Raw genomic sequence first — 20,454 nt, forward strand, 5'->3', positions numbered from 1 at the left:
ATCCTGAACTTCATCCCCGAGGGTTTCGCCCATTCGAGCAGCCCTTCCATTAGATCGCGAGATGTCGCCTCGTCCAGAATCAACTCGTACGGCCACAGTCCCACCCTCCCATCGCTGCTTGGCAGGTCCTCGCACGGAATCGAGCGCGTTTTTCGCCCAGGCGGAGCTCGACCGCCGGCCCAAGGCCTGAAGGACTACATCGACAGGCGGGCCTGGCTGCCGCACATCCGCTGGCACTTGATCGAAAGGTGACCGGAATTTTCCGAGAGTTTGGGTAAGAGACCAGTCGCTGCTCGTTTTCCACCTTGCCCACGGTAGCCTCCGAACCGGTTCGATCGAAAAAGGAGGCGTCCATGGCGACGGCAGCAAGCGGCAGCGACGAAGACGGATTTCAGAAGTGGAAAGAAGGCATCAACCGGGCCGGCAGCGATTGCGGTCAAGGCCATGATGTGCCGTCGGCTACTTGCTCATGCGCATGGCCGACTATGGCTTCACCACGGTGCCCGACGACGCCAACGTATTTGACGTAACGGCGGGCGCAGGGGACAGCTTCAGTACGCTGGCACGAAGGAACCGCAGCACTGTCGAGACCATGCAGAAGCTGAACCCCGGGATTCATGGCCTCAGAGCGGGACAGGTGCTGAAATGCCAGAGGGCGTCGATACGGAAGATCGTCGCTGACTGGAAGCCTTGGACCTTCTCAATGGTGGCAAGGCGCTACAACGGCAACGGCCAACCGAAGGGCGATCCGAGATATTCGATGAAGCTTGAATACGCGATGAATGCAGTCAGGCAGAGAGGTCCACGATGAAGGCCCTTTTCTCGGCATGCGTCGCCGCTCTCGTGTTGGGGTTCACGTCAGCTGCGATCTCCGGTCCGCCTTGCGCGGGAAGCTATCCGAGTTGGGGGCGCGCGTGTTACGGCCGTGTCAACATCACTGCCAGGACCATCGAATGGCAGGCGCAGTTCAGCGTCTGCAAGGCGAGCCCATACGAAGTCATCGCGAGCGACCTCAAGGGTGAAAAGCCCTTCGTCGCCTACAGGTTCAAGAAGCGCAGCAAGGCCTGTCTGTACGAGGTCATGGAGATCGCAAAGCAAGGCGGGGACCACTGGGCCGCAATTGGTTATCAAAGCGTCGAGGATTACCACCAGCGCCATGACGATCCGGGCTCTTCCGACTACTGCCCTCTGGGCCCGATGCCGTCGCAGCGCTGCAATCTCCCCTTCGTGCAAGAGAGCAAATAGTGAAGGCGGATCGCTTGAGCCAGGCACAACGCGAAGTCATCGTGCACCTCTGGGTCAAGTCGGTGCCGATMGAGGACTCGATGGGCGAGCACGTCATCCCGATCMCCGGCACCACGAGCCTCGACCACCTGCACGAGAACCTGCAGGCCGCCGAGGCGCGGTTGACGCCCGAGCTGTTCGCACGGGTCGATGCGCTGATCAACCAGCGCACCGTGGTCGGTGAACGCTACCGCGCGCAGAGCAGTACCGAGGTCGATACCGAAGTCTTCGCGGATTGACGTCAAAGCGGCCTCTCGTTCGCGTTCGCCAGCACGCAGGTCAGGAGCCTATGTCCGACGCCTGCATCCATGCAAGTAGATCGCGCTGGCCGTGGAGGACGCGCCAGACGTCGATGCAGTCTGGCTGTTCGAAGTAGAAAACCAAGTGTGGGAAGCGAGCCAATGGCCAAAAGCGCAGTCCTGGCAAGTCGAGCTCATGTGCGCAGCGCGTGGAGCCCGTGCCGGGGTGCCGGCTGATGTGGATGTAGGCAGCTTCGAGCTCGTCGATGAAGCTAAGGGCGGCACTTTTCGCATCCTCTCCCAGGTAGACGGCAATGGCGTCGTCAACGTCTCGGTTTGCCTGTTCTCGCGGGACGACCGTTTTTGCCTTCACCTTTTGCTGCCGGCCCGATCTGGTTTCTTGCCCGAGGCGCGCACCCTCTCACGCAGGCCATCGAAGTAGGCCTTGTCCGCCCCGGCGGCGGGCGCCGAGAGGCCTCCTCGGAGAAGCAGACTGCGCAGCTGAAGCCTCTGTTGGTCCTTGCGGATGAGCTCGCGCACATATTCACTGCTTGTGCCATAGCCGCGTTCGACCACCTGCTCATCGACGAACGACTTCATGGCGTCCGGCAGGGATACGTTCATGGTGCTCATGACGCAAGCTTATGCTGTTTGGCAAAATTTGGCAAAGCGCGGGGCCGCGGACAGATCCCGCACGCGTCCGTACTCGCTGCATGTCGGCGGTCTCCTGCGCCGTGCGTCGCCTTGGTGGGGCGCCACCGCGCCGGTGGGCTTGCACGAACCCCTAGAATTCGCCCCCCGCCGATTTCTCGCCGCGCACAGCGGGCGCTTCGCCACATGCCTCACATCCTCGTCGACCGCCTCGTCAAGACCTACCGCATCTCCGAGCGCGATCCGGGCGTGATCGGCGCGATCCGGGGCGTGCTGCATCGGCGCCACCGCACGGTCGAGGCCTTGTCCGGCGTGTCGTTCGCGCTGGAGCGCGGCGAGCTGCTCGGCTTCATCGGCCCGAACGGCGCCGGCAAGTCGACCACCATCAAGATCCTCGCCGGCATCCTGCGCCCCGACGGCGGGCAGGTGGCGGTCGACGGGCGCGATCCGTTCCACGACCGCGAGCGCCACGTCGGCCGCATCGGCGTGGTGTTCGGCCAGYGCACCCAGCTGTGGTGGGACCTGCCGGTGGGCGAGGGCTTCGACCTGCTGCGCGACATCTACCGGGTCGAGCCGGCGCGCTACCGCCGCACGCGCGACGAACTGGTGGCGCTGCTGAAGCTCGAGCGGCTGCTCGACCAGCCGGTGCGCCAGCTGTCGCTCGGCCAGCGCATGCGCGCCGAGATCGCGGCGGCGCTGCTGCACGAGCCCGACCTTCTGTTCCTCGATGAACCGACCATCGGGCTCGACGCACCGTCGAAGCTCGCGGTGCGCGACTTCGTGCGGCGCGCCAATCGCGAGCGCGGCACCACCGTGCTGCTGACCACCCACGACATGCACGACATCGAGGCGCTGGCCGAGCGCGTGATCGTCATCGGCCACGGCCGCGTGCTGACCGACAGCCCGATCGAGGCGCTGCGCGCCCAGGTGCTGGCCGATCGGCGCCTGGTGGTGGACTTCGCGGGCGCCGCGCCGGATCAGATCGACCTGCCCGGCGTCGGCCTGCTGTCGCGCGACGGGCGCACGGCGGTGCTGGGCTTCGATCCGGCGCGCGTGACCCCGCAGGCGCTGATCGCGCGCATCGCCGCCGACCATGCGATCGAGGACATCAGGCTCGAAGGCCTGGCGATCGAGGAGATCATCGCGCGCTTCTACGCAATGCACGGAGCGGCCGAAGCATGAGCCGCCGGAGATGCCAAAAATGACCTGGCGCGACCTCGTCCGCCCCTACACCGCCGCCTTCGCCTCGCGCTTCCTGCAAATGCTGCAGTACCGCACGGCCGCGCTGGCCGGCTTCGGCACGCAGTGCTGGTGGGGCGGCATCAAGGTGATGGTGCTGGCGGCCTTCTACGCCGGCGCCACGGCGGACCCGCTGCCGATGACGCTGGCACACGCCATCACCTACACCTGGCTCGCGCAGGGGCTGCTCACGCTGCTGCCCTGGGCCGGCGACCCGGAGGTGGCACAGGCCGTGCGCAGCGGCTCGGTCGCCTACGACCGGCTGCGGCCGGTCGATGCCTATGCGCTCTGGTACGTGCGCAGCGCGGGCTGGATCGCTGCTCGCATGCTGCCGCGGCTGGCGCTGATGGCGGGCTTCGCGGCGGTGGCGCTGCCTCTGCTCGGATGGGGCGAATGGGGCTGGCAACTGCCGCGCGACATCGGCGCCGGCGCGGGCTTCGTGCTGTCCGCCGCGCTCGCATGGCTGCTGTCGGCGTCGATGGTCATGCTGCTCAACGTGGCGGCCGTGGCGGCGCTGAACGAGCGCGGCATCAATGCGCTCGCGGTGCCGTTGGTGGTGGTGCTGTCGGGCAACCTGCTGCCGCTGGCGCTGCTGCCCGACGCCTGGCAGACGGCGCTGCTGCTGCAACCGCTGGCCGGTCTGCTCGACATTCCGATGCGGCTCTATTCGGCACAGTTCACCGGGTGGCAGGCCTTGGGCGGCCTCGCGCTGCAGGCCTTCTGGATCGTGGCCCTGATCGCGCTCGGCCGGCTCGCCCTGGCGCGCACCATGCGCCGGCTCGAAGTCCAAGGCGGATAGGATGGAACACCCCCGAAGCGCCTGCGGCGCTGCCCCCTCAAGGGGGCGATACCAGCGGCCCGGCGAAGCCGGTTCCGCGGTATCCCTGGACTTGGGCTGCGCCGGTTTCATATGTCGCGGGTCATGCGATGGCGTCGTGGGCCTACTGAGATGAACGGCGTGTCGCTTTTCTTCCGGTTCGTCGCCGCGTCGGTCAAGGGCCAGGCGCGCTATCCGGCGTCGGCGCTGCTGCTGACGCTGTCGCAGTTTCTCGCGACCGGCATCGAGGTGGTCGCGATCTGGGCCCTGTTCGATCGCTTCGGCGAGGTGAAGGGCTGGCGCATCGGCGAGGTGGCCCTGTTCTACGGCCTGGTCCACATCATGTTCGCGCTGGCCGATGCGCTGGGCCGTGGCTTCGACGCGCTTGGCACCGAGCTCCTGCGCACCGGCGCCTTCGACCGGCTGCTGCTGCGGCCGCGGTCGCTGGCGCTGCAACTGATGGGGCACGACGTTCGCCTCAGCCGCTTCGGCCGGCTGTTTCAAGGCCTGCTGGTGCTGGTCTTTGCCACCCTCCAGGGCGGCATCGACTGGACGCCGCAAGCCGTCGTGCTTGCGCTGTTCGCCATTGCGGGCGGAGTGGCGCTGTTTCTCGGCATTCTGGTGCTGCAGGGCACGCTGGCTTTCTGGACCGTCGAAAGCCTGGAGGTCGCCAACGTCTTCACTTATGGCGGGGTGGAAGCCGGCCAGTTCCCGATGGCGCTCTACGCGCGCTGGTTTCGCCGGCTGCTGACCTTCGTGGTGCCGCTGGCCTGCGTGGTCTATTACCCGGGTCTGTCGATCCTCGGGCGGGTCGACCCGCTCGGCGCGCCGACCTGGGTCGGCTGGGTGTCGCCGCTGGCAGGGTTCGCGTTCCTGGGGGCTTCATTCGCCGTCTGGCGGGTGGGCGTCAGGCACTACGCGTCGAGCGGGAGCTAGGGTGAACACGCCCTAGGGCTACGGGTGTGCGGCGAACCACTTGTCGTGGATGCGCTCGTAGCTCCCGTCCCGGTAGATCTCGAGCAGGGCCTCGTTGATCCGTTTGCGCAGCGGGTCGCCGAGCGCCACCACGATGCCGTACTTCTCGGGCCTGAACACGGGACCGACGACCTCCAGCGCGCCGTGGTCCGACCGGGCCGCCCAGTACCGCAAGGTGGGCGCGTCGAAGACCATGGCCTGCACGCTGCCGCGCTTGAGAAGCTCGATGCCGGCGGCCGGGCTGGCAACCTCCACGAACGGCAGCTGCAGATGCGTCAGGTAATCGGCCGCGACGGTGCCGGGGACGGTCGCGACCGTCTTTCCTGGCAAGTCGCCCGGCCCGGCAATGCTCGAGCGCAGGCGCTGCACGGTCTGCGACGAGGTCACGGTCGCAGTCAACTGCGTGATCAGCACGATCCCCATCAGCCACACGCATGCGATCACGATCCGCCTGAACGTGCCCGGATCGCTGCGCTCGCCGTGCTCGCCGGTGGCGATGATCAGCACCGTGTTCCATATCTCGTTGCCGACGCCCGCCAGGTAGCCCTTGCCGAGATTGGGCTTGAAGGTTCGCTCGATGATCCACAGCACGTTCGCCCACAGGAACACCAGGACGATCGCCGCGGCGAACAGCTTCCCGATGGCCATCCAGGGGATGGCTTGCAAGGTCGCGAGGATCGGGCCCTCCTCCTCGGCGCGGACCATGATCTGCAGGCCCGAATCGAAATACGACTGAGAGAAGTCGGCGATCTGTTCGCGCTCCGGCGTCATCACGATGGCCGAGATGGCGACGTCGGCGTCGCCGCGGCGCACGCTCTCCAGCTGGTCGGCGCGCGACCCTGCGTCGACCCAGGCAAACTCGATGCGCATCCGGCGCGCCAGCTCGCTCCAGAGGTCGGCGCTGAACCCTGTCACCTGATCTTCCCGCACGAACACGAAAGGCGCCACCGCGCCCGTCGCCACGCGCAGCGCACGGGGGTGTTCTGGCGCGGCCTCGGCGGCGAACGAAGGCGCAGCGCACAGCCACAGCGCCGCCCCGATGAGCGCGAGGCCCATGCATCGCCGCAGGCTCACCCAAGCGCCGGGGCCCCTTCGGCTGCCGCGGTCGATCGCTACGACCTTCCTGCATCCCTCTGACGGCGTTGGCATGTGGGACCACCTGGTTTGGAACGATGAACCGCGCACAGGGCGCCCTGGGCTCGCCCACGCATTTCATCATCGCGAAGAGGCGGGTGCAAGGCAATGGCCCGAAGAGGGCCCGGAGGCTTCAGGCCGCTCAGGCGGGATAGGTCGCGAACACCGTCTCGCGGCCCTTGCGATCGACGAGGATGACCTGGTAGCGGTCCTTGCGGTCTCCGTATTCCATCCCTGGCGAGCCGACCGGCATGCCCGGCACGGCCAGCCCGACGGCCTGCGGTTTCGATGCCAGCAGGCGCTTGACGTCGGCGGCCGGGACATGCCCTTCGAGCGCGTAGCCCTCCACGATGCCCGTGTGGCACCCGGCCAGGCGATCCGGCATGCCCAGGCGCTTGCGCACCGCCGCGGTGTCGTCCACCTCGGTGACGTTGACGGCGAAGCCGGCGGCCTTCAGGTGGTCGACCCATGCCGTGCAGCATCCGCAGCTCGGGTTCTTGTACACCTGGACCTTCGATGCCGCATGGGCGGGGAGTGTCTGCAGCAGCGGCAGCGTGGCGAGCGCGCCGAGGAGAGAGCGTCGATTCATAGGACGGGGACCTTTCATTTGCATTTGGACGAGTGTGCCTTGATCCAGTGCAATGCGGCGCGATCCAGAGCTGGCAGACTGGGGGGATGACTTCTCACTTCGACCAGCTTCTCCAAGCCGCGCGCCAGCAGCGTGAACCGCAGCGCCTGCTGTTCGTCTTTGCCGATGCCGAGCTGCCCGACGATGCCGACGAGGCGCAGCGCGCCGGCTTCGAGGCCGGCCGCGGTGGTGCCCTGGCGCCGCGCGCCTGCGTGGAGAAAAGCGTTGCCGAGCTCAGCACCTTCGAGGCGCTGGCGCTCGAGTCGCGCCGCACCGGACTGCCCTGGCGCGTGGTGTTCGTGGCGGCGCTGGCCGGGACCCATGGCCAGCCGCCGTCGCAGGTCCGCATCGACAGCGCGCTGGAGGCCATGGTGGAGAACGTGCGCCGCGGCAGCTTCGGTGGCTACCTGGCGCTCGACACCCAGGGCCAGCCGGTTCAGTTCGGCTGAGGCCGCAGCGCGACGGTGGCGTGCAGGCGGCCATGCGCCCTCATGGCGCCTCCAGTTCGGTGACGTAAAGCCCGCTGCCTGGCCGCACCGGTGCCGGTCGGTGCGCCAGCACGGTGCCGAGGCTGACGAAGCACAGCGGCTCCTCCGTGGGGTCGAGCGCGAACAGTGCGCGCAGGCTGGCCGATGACAGCGCCTTGCCCGTGGTCAGTGCCGAGCCGTAGTCGAGCGCGGTCGCCATCAGCAGCATGTTCTGGATCGCGCAGCCGGCCGACAGCAGCCGCTCGGCGGCCGGGATGTCCTCTTCGGCGGGGCCCAGGCGGGCGATCGCCAGCATCAGCAACGGGGCGCGGAAGGCCTTCTCGCGCGCCTGCCCGCGTTGCTGCGGCGTGGCCGCGGCGTCGCGCTCGACCAGCGAGCGTTCGAACACGTCGGCCAGCCGCCCGCGCGAATCTGCCGGCACGATGACGAAGCGCCACGGCCTCAGCCGACCATGGTCGGGCGCCGAAGCGGCCGCCTCCAGGATCTGCCCGAGCTCGGCGGGGCCCGGCCCCGGCGCGCCGAGGCGCTTGGGCAGCACGGTGCGGCGCGCTTCCAGCAGAGCGGCCAGATCATCCGGCGCCAGTGCGCTCATCCGCAGCTGCCCAAGTGGCCGCAGGAGGTGCAGTGGTCGCAGCCGTCCTTTCGGATCATGGCGCGCGCGCCGCATTCGGGGCACTTGGCGCCGGGCAACGGCGCCGGATCGCTTCCCGCGGCGGGCGGCCCCGCCAACGCAGGGCCGCTGCGCCGCGCGATCAGCGACTGCACCGCGTAGGCGATGGCGGCGACTTCCGAGTCGTGCCACATCGGGACCTGCGTGCCATCGGCCTTGGCGTAGCTGCCCAGGCGAACCGGACCGCGGTCCCACGCCACCTTGCGCATGTCGGCCAGCGCGCGGTCGAGGAAGCCGCCGCGCGCGGCCAGCGACAGCAGCCGCATGCTGGAGGTGATCCACTGCTGCGATTCGCCGCTCTGGCCGACCGGCATGAAGAACTCGATGGCCCGCTCCTGGCCACCCGCCACCGGCAGGAAGGACACGATCAGGTAGAGCGTGTGACGCCCCTGCTGGGTCCAGTAGTCGACCTTCTCGGCCACCGCGGCGAGCTCGCCCTGCGGCCGGCTCTCGATCACCGCACGCATCGGGTCGACCGGTACCGGCTGCGATGCCGTATCGGCCTGCGGCGCCGGCGCGGCGTCCAGCACCGAGCCCAGGATGGCGTTGGGCCGGTAGGTCGCCAGGCCCTTGAGCCGCGCGTGCCAGGCCTGCAGGTAGAGGCCCTTGAAGTCGTCGTAGGGGAAGTCGGCCGGCACGTTCACCGTCTTCGAGATCGCGGTGTCGACGAAGGGCTGAACCGCCTCCATCATGGCCAGGTGACCCTCGGCCGGCATGGCGAGCGCCGAGACGAAGTAGTCCGGCAATTGCGCCACGTCGCCGCCGAGCGAACGGTAGAGCCGCCAGGCATGGTCCTCGACCTCGTATTCGCTCGTGCTGCCGTCGGCTTCGCGCTTCTTGCGCCGGTAGCTCCACGAGAAGGGCGGCTCGATGCCGTTGGAGGCGTTGTCGGCGAAGGCGAGGCTGACGGTGCCCGTCGGCGCGATCGACAGCAGGTGGCTGTTGCGGATGCCGTGCTGGCGGATGGCCGCCTGCTGCGCGGCGTCGAGCCGGCTGGCGAAGCCGCCCGGAGCGAGGTAGCCCTCGACATCGAAGGCCGGGAACGGGCCTTTCTCCTGCGCCAGCGCCACCGAGGCCGCGTAGGCGGTGTCGCGCATGCTGCGCGCGATGCGCACCGCCATGGCGCGCCCTTCGGGCCGGTCGTAGCGCAGGCACAGCATCGCCAGCGTGTTGCCCAGGCCGGTGAAGCCGACGCCGATGCGCCGCTTGTCCATGGCCTCGGCACGCTGCTGCGGCAGCGGCCAGAAGGTGAGGTCGAGCACGTTGTCGAGCGCGCGCACCTGCAGGGCGACCGACTGCTCGAACGCGGCGAAGTCGAACGCCTGTTCGCCGCCGATGCCGAAGGGCCGGCGCACGAAGCGCGTCAGCACGATCGGACCGAGGTCGCAGCAGCCGTAGGGCGGCAACGGCTGCTCGCCACAGGGATTGGTGGCCGCGATCGTCTCGCAATAGCGCAGGTTGTTGTCCTCGTTGATGCGGTCGAGGAAGAGGATGCCGGGCTCGGCGAAATCGTAGGTCGAGCGCATCACCGTGTCCCACAGCGCGCGCGCGGCGACGCTGCGATAGACCCAGAGGCTGTCGTCGCGGCGGAAGGCGCCCTCCGCCAGCTGGCCCTCGCCGGGGGGCGCGCGGTGCACCAGCTGCCAGTCCTGTCCGGCGGCCAGCGCCTCCATGAAGGCGTCGGTCACGCCGACCGAGACGTTGAAGTTGTTCCAGCGCCCCGGCGTGCGCTTGGCCGTGATGAACTCCAGGACGTCCGGATGGTCGATGCGCAGCACGCCCATCTGCGCGCCGCGACGCGCACCCGCGCTCTCGACGGTGGCGCACGACTGGTCGAACACGTTGATGTAGCTGCAGGGGCCCGAGGCCATCGACGCGGTGCCCTTGACCTGTGCGCCGCGCGGGCGGATCCGCGAGAAGTCGTAGCCCACGCCGCCGCCACGCCGCATCGTCTCGGCCGCCTCGCGCAGGGCCTCGTAGATGCCGGGGCAGCCCTCGTCGTCCTGGCCCTGGATGCAGTCGCCGACGGGCTGGACGAAGCAGTTGATGAGCGTGGCCTGGATCGCGGTGCCGGCCGCGCTCATGATGCGGCCCGCACCGATGGCGCCGGCCCGCAGGTTGTCGAGGAAGAGCGCCTCGTACTTCGCCTGTTGCGCCTGCGGCTCGACCGAAGCCAGCGCGCGAGCCACGCGGCGGTAGAGATCCTCCACGCTGCTCTCGCCGGCCTTGAGGTATTTCTCGCGCAGCACGTCGTCGCTGATGGGTTGACCGGGCAGGGCGGGGGGATTCGCCGCCACGGTGCGCATGCCACGCGGCGCGCGCGGCAGCGCTGTGACGTTGTCGCCGACGAGAGTTTCAGTCTTCAGTGATTTGTCCATCGTGTTCCACATAGGCCAGGTAGGGTCCGGTTCCGCTGTTGGAGGCTACGGACGCCGCCACGAAGCCGCCTTGTTGCGCATCAAAGACATGGACTTCTCCTTCCTCGATCACATAATGCCAGCCGTGCAGGGTGAGTCGGCCGCGTTCGACCTGGCGGCGCACCATCGGGTAGTCCATCAGGCGCTCGAGTTGCAGCACGACGGCGCGTTGTTCGCTGCGCAGCAGGGCCTCCGGACCGGCCTGCACGGGCAGCAGCGCCTCGGTCGCCAGGCGAAGCCAGGCCTGCAGCGCGACCGCCTCCTCCGGCACGCCCTCGTAGGCGGCGCGGATGGCGCCGCAGTGACTGTGGCCGCAGACGATGATGCTCTCCACCTCCAGACTCAGCACCGCGAACTCGATCGCCGCCGTCGTACCGTGCAGTCCGTGCGAGCCGTCGTAGGGCGGTACGAAGGCGCCGACGTTGCGCACGATGAACAGCTCCCCGGGTCCGGCACCGGTCAGAAGGTAAGGAACGAGACGCGAGTCCGAGCAGCCGATGAAGAGCGTCTTGGGATGCTGGCCGCCGGCCACCAGATCCTCGAAGCGTTGCTGGTGCAGCGGGAAGTAGTCCGACCTGAAACGGCGCAGCCGCAGCAGCAGTTCGTCGTCCGCAGGCGGAGGGGTCATTGCACCAGGGGCGTGTCCGTGGCGTCGAGCGCCACGCCCTCGACCTCGGCCTCGCCGGCCAGCACCTGCAGGCACTGGCGCAGCGCGGTCACCCAGGCCTGTTGCCGCAGCGCCAGGCGCACGGCGCCCTGGACCGCCGCGAAAGGCTGCGCCGTGCCGGCTTCGCGTTCGAGCACCTCGACCACATGCAGGCCGAAGCGGCTGTGGACCAGGCGCGGCAGCACGCCGACCTCCGCATGGCCGAACAGTTCGCGGGCGAATTCCGGCGCGCAGTCGGCAGCGACGAGCCAGCCGAGTTCGCCGCCCAGCTCGCCGCTCGGGCAGTTGGACAGCTCGCGCGCAGCCTTGCCGAAGCTGCCGTCGGCACTGCCGTCGTGGCAGCGCACGTCGAGCAGGCAGGCCTCGGCGCGATTGCGCAGCGCCACCACATCCATGCCGGGGGTCACGGCAAACAGGATGTGGCGCGCCCGCACACGTTCGCCCGTTCGATAGCGCGCGGCGTGCGCGGCATGGTGGCGCCGGCAGGCTTCCTCCGACGGCTCGGGCAGCTGCAGCTCGCGCTCCAGCCAGGCGTCGATGGCCTGCGACGCGGCTTCGCTGACCACGCCGTCGTCCGTGCGCGCGTCGGCCGCATCGAGCAGGCCGTCCCGCTGGGCCGCCTGGCGCAGAAGCTCGGTGCAGGCGCGCTGGCGCAGGGCGTCCGGACCCAGCGCTTCGGTGGCGAGGTTCAGCGGCACGCCGTTGATGCGCGCCACCACGGCGCAAGGTGCTGCAGATTCGATTTGCATGGTCGTCACCTGGTGAATCTCAGACGCCGGCGCCGGGCTGGCGCGGCTGGTTGTGGTCCGCCGGCACATTGAGGCGCCGGCTGCGCACCACCTGGTGCGGGCGGAACAGGAAGCCCACGGTGGCGAAGCCGCTCCACACGTGCACCAGGCGGCTGAACGGGAACAGCAGGAAGATCGTCATGCCGAACACGATGTGGACCTGATACGGCCAGGGCAGCACGGCCAGTGCGGACGCATCCACCGGCCGCAGCGTGACGATGCGCTGCGCCCAGTCGGCCAGGATCATCATCGTGCTGCCGTCGGCGTGTTGCCACGAGAACGGGAGCGTGATCAGGCCGATCACCAGCTGCACCCACAGGATTAGCAGGATCGCGATGTCCGTGCGGTGGCTGGTCAGGCGGATGCGCGGATCGAACACGCGCCGGTACAGCAGCATCGACAGGCCGACGAAGCAGAATGCGCCTGCGATGCCGCCGGCCACCACGGCCAGCATCTGCTTGGTGCCGGCGCTGATGAAGATGCCGTACACCGAGTGCGGCGTGAACAGCCCGACCATGTGGCCGAAGAACAGGAACAGGATGCCGAAGTGGAACAGGTTGCTGCCCCAGCGCAGCAGGCCGGCGCGCAGCAGCTGCGACGAATCGCTTTTCCAGCTGTACTGGTTCTGGTCGAAGCGGATCAGGCTGCCCAGCAGGAACACGGCGAGGCAGACATAGGGATAGACCTGGAAGAGAAAACCGTGGACGCCGTTCATGACGATGCTCCTTGTGGCATGTTGTTCTTGCGTACGATCCGTACCGGCTGCGCCTCGCCGGGCCGGGCCTGGCCCTTGGACGAGCAGCCGTCGAAAACGATGGGTTCGGCCCAGCTGTCGTCGAGCGCCTCCTCGGCCGGCGGCTGGACCGGCCGGGCCTTCTCGCCCGCCAGCTCCAGCAGCGCGCCGAGCACGCTGGCGTAGGCGCTCTCGCGCTGCTGCAGGGCGCCGAAGATGGCGTTGAAGATGTGCGTCATCTCGYCGAGGAAGGCGCGCGCCTCGCGCACCGGCTGGGTCGAGACGAACTCGAGCACCGCGGGAAGATAGTCGGGCAGTTCGCCTTCGGCGAGGATCAGCCCGGCCTTCTCGTAGGTCTGGCCCAGGTCGATCATGGCCGGACCGCGCTCGCGCGAGTCGCCGTGCACATGCTCGAACAGGTGCAGCGAGGTGCCGCGCCCGCGGTCGAAGAGTTCGACGTAGTCGGATTCGGCGTCCAGCGGATCGGCGCCCAACAGGGCGTCGATCAGAGCGGCGAGCTCATCGATGCGCGCCGGCGGCAGCGCGCCTTCGCTGCGCAGCAGCACGCGCATTTCCGGCAGGTGGGCGCGCATCGGCGCGTCGGGGTAGCCGAGCAGCGCGCCGAGCACGCGCAGGCTGGTCGACATGGGACGGGTGGCGTTCAGCGTGAACATGGTCAGATCTCCGCCCGGATCGGGATGGTGCGTTTCTTCTCGCTGCCGAACAGGCTGCCTTCGCTGCTGCCTTCGGAGCAGCCGTTGCCGAAGCTGAAGCCACAGCCGCCGCGCACGTTGAAGGTGTTCTCGGCGTATTCGCGGTGGGTGGTGGGGATCACGAAGCGGTCCTCGTAGTTGGCGATGGCCATCACGTGGTACATCTCCTCCACCTCGGCCTGGGTGATGCCGACCTGCTTGAGCACGGCCTCGTTGATCCGCCCGTCGACGTGCTTCTCGCGCTGGTAGGCGCGCATCGCCAGCATCCGTTCGAGCGAGCRCACGACGGGCGCGGTGTCGCCCGCCGTCAGCAGGTTCGCCAGGTAATTGACCGGGATGCGCAGCTGGCTCACGTCCGGAATCTCGCCGTTGGCGCCGACGTGCCCGGCGTTGGCCGCGGCGCTGATGGGCGACAGCGGCGGCACATACCAGACCATCGGCAGCGTGCGGTACTCGGGGTGCAGCGGCAGCGCCACCTTCCACTGCACCGCCATCTTGTAGACCGGGCTGTTGCGCGCCGCCTCCATCCACTTGTCGGGGATGCCGTCGATCTGCGCCTGGGCGATCACCTTCGGATCGTTCGGGTCGAGGAAGATGTCGAGCTGCGCCTGATAGAGATCACGGTCGTGTTCGACGCTGGCGGCTTCCTGGATGCGGTCGGCGTCGTACAGCAGCACGCCGAGGTAGCGGATGCGCCCGACGCAGGTCTCGCTGCACACGGTCGGCTGGCCGGCCTCGATGCGCGGGTAGCAGAAGATGCACTTCTCGGCCTTGCCGCTCTTCCAGTTGTAGTAGATCTTCTTGTAGGGGCAGCCCGAGACGCACATGCGCCAGCCGCGGCACTTGTCCTGGTCGATCAGCACGATGCCGTCTTCCTCGCGCTTGTAGATCGAGCCCGACGGGCACGAGGCCACGCACGCGGGGTTCAGGCAGTGCTCGCACAGGCGCGGCAGGTACATCATGAAGGTGTTCTCGAACTGGCCGAGCATGTCCTTCTGCATCGCCTCGAAGCCTTCGAGGTTCCTGTCCTTGCTGCGCTTGCTGAATTCGCCCCCGAGGATCTCCTCCCAGTTCGGACCCCAGACGATCTTGTCCATCTGCTTGCCGGTGATCAGGCTGCGCGGGCGGGCGGTCGGCGTGGCCTTCATCTCGGGCGCCGACTGCAGATGCCCGTAGTCGAAGGTGAAGGGTTCGTAGTAGTCGTCGATCTCGGGCAGGTTCGGGTTGGCGAAGATGCGCATCAGCAGCTTCCACTTCGCGCCCTGGCGCGGCTCGATCGTGCCGTTGGCCTTGCGCACCCAGCCGCCGTTCCACTTGTCCTGGTTCTCCCATTCCTTCGGGTAGCCGATGCCGGGCTTGGTCTCGACGTTGTTGAACCAGGCGTACTCCATGCCCGGACGGCTGGTCCAGACGTTCTTGCAGGTGACCGAGCAGGTGTGGCAGCCGATGCACTTGTCGAGGTTGAGCACCATCCCGATCTGGGCGCGGATCTTCATGCGACTTCTCCTTGTGCCTGGACCTTGGCGATGAGTTCGTCGGCGACGGGGGTGTCCAGCCAGTCGACCTTGTTCATCTTGCGGACCACGACGAACTCGTCGCGGTTGGTGCCGATGGTTCCGTAGTAGTTGAAGCCGTAGCTGAACTGCGCGTAGCCGCCGATCATGTGGGTCGGCTTGAGCACGATGCGCGTCACCGAGTTGTGAATGCCGCCGCGCGCGCCGGTGATCTCGGAGCCCGGCGTGTTCACGATCTTCTCCTGGGCGTGGTACATCATCACCATGCCTGGCTTGACGCGCTGGCTCACCACCGCGCGCGCCGCGATGGCGCCGTTGAGGTTGAACAGCTCGATCCAGTCGTTGTCCACGATGCCCGCGCGCTTGGCGTCGTCCTCGCTCAGCCACACGCAGGGCCCGCCGCGGCTGAGCGTCAGCATCAGCAGGTTGTCGGTGTAGGTCGAGTGAATGCCCCACTTCTGGTGCGGCGTGATGAAGTTCAACGCGATCTCGGTGTTGCCGTTGGGCTTGATGCCCTGGATGCCCGAGGTGGTCTTCAGGTCGACCGGCGGGCGGTAGCTGGTGAAGCCCTCGCCGAAGGCGATCATCCACGGGTGGTCCATGTAGAACTGCTGGCGCCCGGTCAGCGTGCGCCAGGGAATCATCTCGTGCACGTTGGTGTAGCCGGCGTTGTACGAGACGGTCTCGCTCTCGATGCCGCTCCAGGTCGGCGAGCTGATGATCTTGCGCGGCTGGGCCTGGATGTCGCGGAAGCGGATCTTCTCGTCCTCGCGGTGGATCGCCAGGTGGGTGTGGTCCAGTCCGGTCTGCTTGCCCAGGGCTTGCCAGGCCTTGACCGCCACATGGCCGTTGGTCTCGGGCGCGAGCTGCAGGATCGTCTCGCAGGCATCGATGTCGGTCTCGATCCGCGGCATGCCGCAGGTCACGCCCTCGGCGGTGACCAGCCCGCTCAGCTCGCCGAGCTGCTTTACCTCGGCCTGGGTGTTCCAGGCGATGCCCTTGCCGCCGTTGCCGACCTTGTTCATCAGCGGGCCGAGCGCGGTGAACCGCTTGTAGGTGTTCGGATAGTCGCGCTCGACGACCAGCATGTTCGGCGCGGTCTTGCCGGGGATCAGCTCGCACTCGCCACGCTTCCAGTCCTTGACGTCGAAGGGCTGCGCCAGCTCCGACGGGCTGTCGTGCATCAGCGGCGACAGCACCAGCTCGCGTTCGACGCCCAGGTGGCCGACGCAGAGCTCGCTGAATTTCTTCGCGAAGCCCTTGTAGATGTCCCAGTCGCTGCGCGATTGCCAGGCCGGGTCGACCGCGGTCGACAGCGGGTGGATGAAGGGGTGCATGTCGCTGGTGTTGAGGTCGTTCTTCTCATACCAGGTGGCCGTGGGCAGCACGATGTCGCTGTACAGGCAGGTGGTGCTCATGCGGAAGTCGAGCGTGACCAGCAGGTCGAGCTTGCCTTCGGGCGCCTTGTCGTGCCATGCCACTTCGGTGGGTTTGGCCTCTTCCGCACCCAGGTCCTTGCCCTGCACGCCGTTGCTCGTGCCCAGCAGGTGCTTGAGGAAGTACTCGTGGCCCTTGCCGCTGGAGCCCAGGATGTTGGAGCGCCACACGAACATGTTGCGCGGCCAGTTGTCCGGATGGTCGGGGTCGGTGCAGCTCAGCTGGAGGCTGCCGTCCTTCAATCCCCGCACGGCGTAGTCCTTGGGGTCCATGCCCGCGGCGGCGGCGTCGCGCACCACCCGCATGGGATGGGTCTGCAGCTGGGGCGCCGACGGCAGCCAGCCCATGCGCTCGGCGCGCACGTTGTAGTCGATCATGCTGCCGCCGTAGAGCTTCTTGTCGGCCAGCGGCGAGAGCACCTCTTCCATGCCCAACTTCTCGTAGCGCCACTGGTCGGTGTGGGCGTAGAAGAAGCTGGTGCTGTTCATCTGCCGCGGCGGGCGGACCCAGTCGAGCGCGAAGGCCAGCGGCGTCCAGCCGGTCTGCGGGCGCAGCTTCTCCTGGCCCACGTAGTGCGCCCAGCCGCCGCCGGACTGGCCGATGCAGCCGCACAGCATCAGCATGTTGATGACGCCGCGGTAGTTCATGTCGCTGTGGTACCAGTGGTTCATCGCGGCGCCGATGATCACCATCGACTTGCCCTGCGTCTTGTGCGCGTTCTCGGCGAACTGCTGGGCCACCGCGATCAGCTGCGCGCGCGGCGTGCCGGTGATGCGCTCCTGCCAGGCCGGCGTGTAGGGCGTGTCGTCATCGAAGTCCTTCGCGGCCATCTCGCCGGCCAGGCCGCGGGCCACGCCGTAGTTCGCCACCTGCAGGTCGAACACGGTCGCGACCAGCGCATCGCGGGCTTCGCCGGCCTTGCCCAGCGAAATGCGCCGGACCGGGACCGTGCGCACCAGCACATCCGTCTGCACATTGTTCGGGAAGTTCTCGCTCGCGATGCCGCCGAAGTACGGGAAGCCGACCTTGGCCGTCTCGCCGCTCGGTGCGTCGCCCTCGAGCACCGAGAGCTGCAGCCGCACTTCCTCGCCGTGGCGCGCCTCCTTGGCTTGCAGGTTCCACTGGCCTTCGTCGGCGCGGCCATCCGGGCCCCAGCGGAAGCCGATCGCCCCGTTCGGCAGCACCACCCGCCCGGCCTCGTCGAAGGCCACGGTCTTCCATTCGGGGTTGTTGGCCTGGCCCAGGTTTCCGTTGAAGTCGGAGGCCCGCAGGTAGCGGTCGGGCACGGTGACGACCTCGCCGCTGGGCAGCGTGTGCTCCTTGAGCATGACCAGCATCGGCATGTCGGTGAAGCGGCGCACGTACTCGTCGAAGTAGGCGCTGCGCTCGCCGCGGTCGGGAAAGTAGAACTCCTTCAGGATCACGTGGCCCATCGCCATCGCGACGGCGGCATCGGTGCCCTGCTTGGGGTTCATCCAGATGTCGGCCAGCTTGGCGACTTCGGAGTAGTCGGGCGTCACCGCCACGGTCTTGGTGCCCTTGTAGCGGACCTCGGTGAAGAAGTGGGCATCGGGCGTGCGCGTCTGCGGCACGTTGGAACCCCAGGCGATGATGAAGCTGGAGTTGAACCAGTCGGCCGATTCCGGCACGTCGGTCTGCTCGCCCCAGACCTGCGGGCTGCTCGGCGGCAGGTCGCAGTACCAGTCGTAGAAGCTCATGCAGACGCCGCCGATCAGGCTCAGGTAGCGGCTGCCCGCCGCATAGCTGACCATCGACATCGCCGGAATCGGTGAGAAGCCGATGATGCGGTCGGGGCCGTGCTTCTTGATCGTGTGGACGTTGGCCGCCGCGACGATCTCGTTGACCTCGTCCCAGCTCGAGCGCACGAAGCCGCCGAGCCCGCGGATCTGCTGGTAGTCGCGCCGCTTCGCGTCGTCCTCGACGATGCTGGCCCAGGCGGCCACCGGCTCGTGCGACAGGCGCGCCTCGCGCCAGCTCTTGAGCAGCCGGCCGCGCACCATCGGGTACTTGACCCGGTTGGCGCTGTAGAGGTACCAGCTGTAGCTGGCGCCGCGCGCGCAGCCGCGCGGTTCGTGGTTGGGCATGTCCCAGCGGGTGCGCGGATAGTCGGTCTGCTGGGTCTCCCAGGTCACGATGCCGCCCTTGACGTAGATCTTCCAGGAGCAGGACCCGGTGCAGTTCACGCCGTGCGTGCTGCGCACGATCTTGTCGTGCGCCCAGCGGTTGCGGTAGGCGTCCTCCCAGGTGCGGTCTTCGCCCGTGGTCACGCCGTGGGCGCCCGAGAACGCCTCACGCGGGCTCGAGAAATAGGTCAGTCGATCCAGAAAATGGCTCATGGAGAGTCTCCGTAAATTCGCGGGTGGGTGTGCGGCTCAGGGGTTCTTCACGTACGCGTTCTTGCGCAGGTAGAACCACCAGTTGAGAACCAGGCACAGCGCATAGAACACGGCAAAGCCGTACATGGCGTATTGCGGCGTGGCGGCCTTGATCTGCGCGCCGATGACCACCGGCGCGATGAAGGCGCCGTACGCGGCCACCGCCGAGGTCCAGCCCAGCACCGGGCCGGCCTGCTGGCGGTCGAAGATCACGCCGATGGTGCGGAAGGTGCTGCCGTTGCCGATGCCGCTGGCGGTGAACAGCAGCACGAAGAGCGCCATGAACGGCAGGAAGTACTGCTCGGGCGTGGCCGACTGGTAGGCCAGCAGCATCACGTAGCCCACCGCCACCGACGCCACCACCATCACCGCGGAGATGATCTGCGTGACGATCGAGCCGCCGAAGCGGTCGGAGATCCAGCCGCCGATCGGGCGCACGCCGGCGCCGACGAAGGGGCCGATCCAGGCGTAGGTGAGCGCCGAGGGCGCGTTCGGGTTCTTCAGCGTGTGCTGCAGCACGCCGGCCGCATCGGGCACGTGGCTGATGCCGAAGATCACCGTGATGGCCAGCGGCAGCGCCATCGAGAAACCGATGAAGGAGCCGAAGGTGACCATGTAGAGCAGCGTGAGCGCCCAGGTGTGCCTGTTCCTGAAGATGGCGAACTGCGCGGCGATGTTGTCCTTCATGGTGCCGAAGGCCGTGAGCTTCATCACGCCCAGGGTGCCGACGATGATCAGCGGCATCGCCACCCACATGTTCAGCAGCCCCAGGCCGGTCGGCGCGGGCAGGTACAGGTACAGGCCCAGGCCCGCGGGCAGGAACGACAGCGTGTAGAGCCAGATGATCTTGAGGAACGCCGCGATCGTGCCCCCGGTGTTCGGCGACACGTTCTTGAGGTTGTTCATCCCGAACCRGCACAGCGCCGACAGCGGCACCAGGGACAGCAGCCAGGCGAAGCCGGCGTTCTGGATGTAGGTCGGCGTGCCGGCCAGGATCTTCCCGAGGATCCAGCCGCTGTCCTTCACCAGCGTCATGGGCTCGCCGCCGAAGCTGCCGAACAGGCCCACCGTCATCACCAGCGGGATGACGATCTGCATCGTGGTGACGCCGAAATTGCCGAGGCCGGCGTTCAGGCCGAGCGCGGTTCCCTGCAGCCGCTTGGGGAAGAAGGTGCTGATGTTGGACATCGAGCTGGCGAAGTTGCCGCCGCCCACGCCCGACCACAGCGCCATCAGCTGGAAGGACCACAGCGGCCAGTCCTTGTGCTGCAGCACGATGCCGGTCCCGAGTGCCGGGGCCAGCAGCATCGCGGTGGTCAGGAAGATCGTGTTGCGGCCACCGGCCAGGCGGATCAGGAACGAGGCCGGGATGCGCATCGTGGCGCCGGCCAGGCCCGCGATGGCCGTGAGCGAGAACAGCTCGGCCTGGCTGAACGGAAAGCCCAGGTTCAGCATCTGCACCGTGATGATTCCCCACATGCCCCAGATCGCGAAGCCGCACAGCAGGGCGGGCACCGAGATCCAGAGGTTGCGGTAGGCGATCCGCCTGCCGGAGGATTCCCAGAACGCCTCGTCTTCAGGGCGCCAGTCGGAGATGTCGGCGCCGCTGGCGGATGCGGGTGCGGGAGATGCCGCGCGAAGGGATTCGGTCATGTCAGTCCTTG

Annotated in this window: 21 protein-coding genes; 8 read left to right on the plus strand and 13 right to left on the minus strand. The window is 67.8% G+C overall.

Going from position 1 to position 20,454, the window contains the following annotated elements:
* The 4 genes from AC1D2K_RS04515 to AC1D2K_RS04530 form a co-directional block, all read left to right on the plus strand.
* The coding region (locus AC1D2K_RS04515) for a hypothetical protein (RefSeq protein WP_478086625.1) at positions 1 to 252 on the plus strand (252 nt) is incomplete at its 5' end.
* A gap of 217 nt (positions 253 to 469) precedes the next feature.
* Positions 470 to 811, plus strand: a complete 342-nt coding sequence (locus AC1D2K_RS04520) for a LysM peptidoglycan-binding domain-containing protein (RefSeq protein ID WP_478086627.1) — start codon at positions 470 to 472, stop codon at positions 809 to 811.
* On the plus strand, positions 808 to 1,245 hold the full coding sequence (locus AC1D2K_RS04525) for a hypothetical protein (RefSeq protein ID WP_478086629.1): 438 nt from the start codon (positions 808 to 810) through the stop codon (positions 1,243 to 1,245). Before AC1D2K_RS04520 ends, AC1D2K_RS04525 begins: the two co-directional genes overlap by 4 nt.
* Before the next feature lie 14 nt (positions 1,246 to 1,259).
* On the plus strand, positions 1,260 to 1,523 hold the full coding sequence (locus AC1D2K_RS04530; protein ID WP_478086630.1) for a hypothetical protein: 264 nt from the start codon (positions 1,260 to 1,262) through the stop codon (positions 1,521 to 1,523).
* 40 nt (positions 1,524 to 1,563) lie between these two features.
* On the opposite strand, the gene AC1D2K_RS04535 is transcribed toward AC1D2K_RS04530, so the two are convergent.
* Together AC1D2K_RS04535 and AC1D2K_RS04540 are read right to left on the minus strand one after the other, a co-directional pair.
* Entirely contained in the window at positions 1,564 to 1,896 is a 333-nt protein-coding gene (locus AC1D2K_RS04535) for a type II toxin-antitoxin system RelE/ParE family toxin (RefSeq protein WP_478086632.1), read from the minus strand.
* Positions 1,893 to 2,156 carry a ribbon-helix-helix domain-containing protein gene (locus AC1D2K_RS04540; RefSeq protein WP_478086634.1) on the minus strand — a complete coding sequence of 88 codons (264 nt, stop codon included), beginning with the start codon at positions 2,154 to 2,156 and terminating at the stop codon, positions 1,893 to 1,895. Before AC1D2K_RS04540 ends, AC1D2K_RS04535 begins: the two co-directional genes overlap by 4 nt.
* A gap of 204 nt (positions 2,157 to 2,360) precedes the next feature.
* Here AC1D2K_RS04540 and AC1D2K_RS04545 point away from each other — a divergent pair, with 204 nt between their 5' ends.
* The 3 genes from AC1D2K_RS04545 to AC1D2K_RS04555 all read left to right on the plus strand — a co-directional run bounded on the left by AC1D2K_RS04545 (position 2,361) and on the right by AC1D2K_RS04555 (position 5,166).
* Entirely contained in the window at positions 2,361 to 3,356 is a 996-nt protein-coding gene (locus AC1D2K_RS04545) for an ABC transporter ATP-binding protein (RefSeq protein WP_478086636.1), read from the plus strand.
* A 19-nt stretch (positions 3,357 to 3,375) separates the two neighbouring features.
* Complete coding sequence (locus AC1D2K_RS04550) at positions 3,376 to 4,212, plus strand: ABC transporter permease (protein WP_478086669.1); 837 nt, start codon at positions 3,376 to 3,378, stop codon at positions 4,210 to 4,212.
* A gap of 150 nt (positions 4,213 to 4,362) precedes the next feature.
* Complete coding sequence (locus tag AC1D2K_RS04555; protein WP_478086638.1) at positions 4,363 to 5,166, plus strand: ABC transporter permease; 804 nt, start codon at positions 4,363 to 4,365, stop codon at positions 5,164 to 5,166.
* An 18-nt stretch (positions 5,167 to 5,184) separates the two neighbouring features.
* Here the strand turns inward: AC1D2K_RS04555 and AC1D2K_RS04560 are convergent, their stop codons facing one another.
* Both AC1D2K_RS04560 and AC1D2K_RS04565 read right to left on the minus strand, forming a co-directional pair.
* Entirely contained in the window at positions 5,185 to 6,261 is a 1,077-nt protein-coding gene (locus AC1D2K_RS04560; RefSeq protein WP_478086640.1) for a transporter substrate-binding domain-containing protein, read from the minus strand.
* Between the two features lie 220 nt (positions 6,262 to 6,481).
* Positions 6,482 to 6,928, minus strand: a complete 447-nt coding sequence (locus AC1D2K_RS04565; protein ID WP_478086642.1) for a DUF411 domain-containing protein — start codon at positions 6,926 to 6,928, stop codon at positions 6,482 to 6,484.
* An 86-nt stretch (positions 6,929 to 7,014) separates the two neighbouring features.
* On the opposite strand from AC1D2K_RS04565, the gene AC1D2K_RS04570 reads away from it, so the two are divergent.
* Positions 7,015 to 7,416 (plus strand): ribonucleotide reductase subunit alpha, encoded by a 402-nt coding sequence (locus tag AC1D2K_RS04570; protein ID WP_478086644.1) that lies wholly within the window; start codon positions 7,015 to 7,017, stop codon positions 7,414 to 7,416.
* A gap of 40 nt (positions 7,417 to 7,456) precedes the next feature.
* Here the strand turns inward: AC1D2K_RS04570 and AC1D2K_RS04575 are convergent, their stop codons facing one another.
* From AC1D2K_RS04575 to AC1D2K_RS04615, 9 genes are read right to left on the minus strand one after another with little or no spacing between them, the layout of a single operon-like run.
* Entirely contained in the window at positions 7,457 to 8,047 is a 591-nt protein-coding gene (locus AC1D2K_RS04575) for a nitroreductase family protein (protein ID WP_478086646.1), read from the minus strand.
* Positions 8,044 to 10,431: an adenosylcobalamin-dependent ribonucleoside-diphosphate reductase gene (locus tag AC1D2K_RS04580; RefSeq protein ID WP_478086670.1), complete on the minus strand. Its 2,388-nt coding sequence runs from the start codon at positions 10,429 to 10,431 to the stop codon at positions 8,044 to 8,046. The genes AC1D2K_RS04575 and AC1D2K_RS04580 overlap by 4 nt, the downstream gene beginning before the upstream one ends.
* Before the next feature lie 49 nt (positions 10,432 to 10,480).
* Positions 10,481 to 11,170: a carbonic anhydrase gene (locus AC1D2K_RS04585; RefSeq protein ID WP_478086647.1), complete on the minus strand. Its 690-nt coding sequence runs from the start codon at positions 11,168 to 11,170 to the stop codon at positions 10,481 to 10,483.
* On the minus strand, positions 11,167 to 11,958 hold the full coding sequence (locus tag AC1D2K_RS04590; RefSeq protein WP_478086649.1) for a peptidylprolyl isomerase: 792 nt from the start codon (positions 11,956 to 11,958) through the stop codon (positions 11,167 to 11,169). The genes AC1D2K_RS04585 and AC1D2K_RS04590 overlap by 4 nt, the downstream gene beginning before the upstream one ends.
* 19 nt (positions 11,959 to 11,977) lie before the next feature.
* Positions 11,978 to 12,712 (minus strand): respiratory nitrate reductase subunit gamma, encoded by a 735-nt coding sequence (gene narI / locus AC1D2K_RS04595; RefSeq protein WP_478086651.1) that lies wholly within the window; start codon positions 12,710 to 12,712, stop codon positions 11,978 to 11,980.
* On the minus strand, positions 12,709 to 13,404 hold the full coding sequence (gene narJ / locus AC1D2K_RS04600) for a nitrate reductase molybdenum cofactor assembly chaperone (RefSeq protein ID WP_478086653.1): 696 nt from the start codon (positions 13,402 to 13,404) through the stop codon (positions 12,709 to 12,711). Before narJ ends, narI begins: the two co-directional genes overlap by 4 nt.
* A 2-nt stretch (positions 13,405 to 13,406) precedes the next feature.
* Positions 13,407 to 14,939: a nitrate reductase subunit beta gene (gene narH / locus AC1D2K_RS04605; RefSeq protein WP_478086654.1), complete on the minus strand. Its 1,533-nt coding sequence runs from the start codon at positions 14,937 to 14,939 to the stop codon at positions 13,407 to 13,409.
* Positions 14,936 to 18,751 (minus strand): nitrate reductase subunit alpha, encoded by a 3,816-nt coding sequence (locus AC1D2K_RS04610; protein WP_478086656.1) that lies wholly within the window; start codon positions 18,749 to 18,751, stop codon positions 14,936 to 14,938. Before AC1D2K_RS04610 ends, narH begins: the two co-directional genes overlap by 4 nt.
* A 36-nt stretch (positions 18,752 to 18,787) precedes the next feature.
* Positions 18,788 to 20,443 (minus strand): MFS transporter, encoded by a 1,656-nt coding sequence (locus tag AC1D2K_RS04615; RefSeq protein ID WP_478086657.1) that lies wholly within the window; start codon positions 20,441 to 20,443, stop codon positions 18,788 to 18,790.
* Positions 20,444 to 20,454: the final 11 nt, after the last annotated feature.

Source organism: Variovorax sp. P1_H12_2, assembly GCF_056405335.1.

Bases quoted from the DNA above. Each gene is read 5' to 3' on its own strand.
- AC1D2K_RS04525 (WP_478086629.1), top strand. From the start codon at position 808: ATGAAGGCCCTTTTCTCGGCATGCGTCGCCGCTCTCGTGTTGGGGTTC.
- AC1D2K_RS04570 (WP_478086644.1), top strand. From the start codon at position 7,015: ATGACTTCTCACTTCGACCAGCTTCTCCAAGCCGCGCGCCAGCAGCGT.
- AC1D2K_RS04585 (WP_478086647.1), bottom strand. From the start codon at position 11,170: ATGACCCCTCCGCCTGCGGACGACGAACTGCTGCTGCGGCTGCGCCGT.
- AC1D2K_RS04575 (WP_478086646.1), bottom strand. From the start codon at position 8,047: ATGAGCGCACTGGCGCCGGATGATCTGGCCGCTCTGCTGGAAGCGCGC.
- AC1D2K_RS04550 (WP_478086669.1), top strand. From the start codon at position 3,376: ATGACCTGGCGCGACCTCGTCCGCCCCTACACCGCCGCCTTCGCCTCG.
- AC1D2K_RS04555 (WP_478086638.1), top strand. From the start codon at position 4,363: ATGAACGGCGTGTCGCTTTTCTTCCGGTTCGTCGCCGCGTCGGTCAAG.
- AC1D2K_RS04540 (WP_478086634.1), bottom strand. From the start codon at position 2,156: ATGAGCACCATGAACGTATCCCTGCCGGACGCCATGAAGTCGTTCGTC.
- AC1D2K_RS04565 (WP_478086642.1), bottom strand. From the start codon at position 6,928: ATGAATCGACGCTCTCTCCTCGGCGCGCTCGCCACGCTGCCGCTGCTG.
- AC1D2K_RS04590 (WP_478086649.1), bottom strand. From the start codon at position 11,958: ATGCAAATCGAATCTGCAGCACCTTGCGCCGTGGTGGCGCGCATCAAC.
- AC1D2K_RS04610 (WP_478086656.1), bottom strand. From the start codon at position 18,751: ATGAGCCATTTTCTGGATCGACTGACCTATTTCTCGAGCCCGCGTGAG.
- AC1D2K_RS04580 (WP_478086670.1), bottom strand. From the start codon at position 10,431: ATGCGCACCGTGGCGGCGAATCCCCCCGCCCTGCCCGGTCAACCCATC.
- AC1D2K_RS04520 (WP_478086627.1), top strand. From the start codon at position 470: ATGCGCATGGCCGACTATGGCTTCACCACGGTGCCCGACGACGCCAAC.
- narI (WP_478086651.1), bottom strand. From the start codon at position 12,712: ATGAACGGCGTCCACGGTTTTCTCTTCCAGGTCTATCCCTATGTCTGC.
- AC1D2K_RS04560 (WP_478086640.1), bottom strand. From the start codon at position 6,261: ATGGGCCTCGCGCTCATCGGGGCGGCGCTGTGGCTGTGCGCTGCGCCT.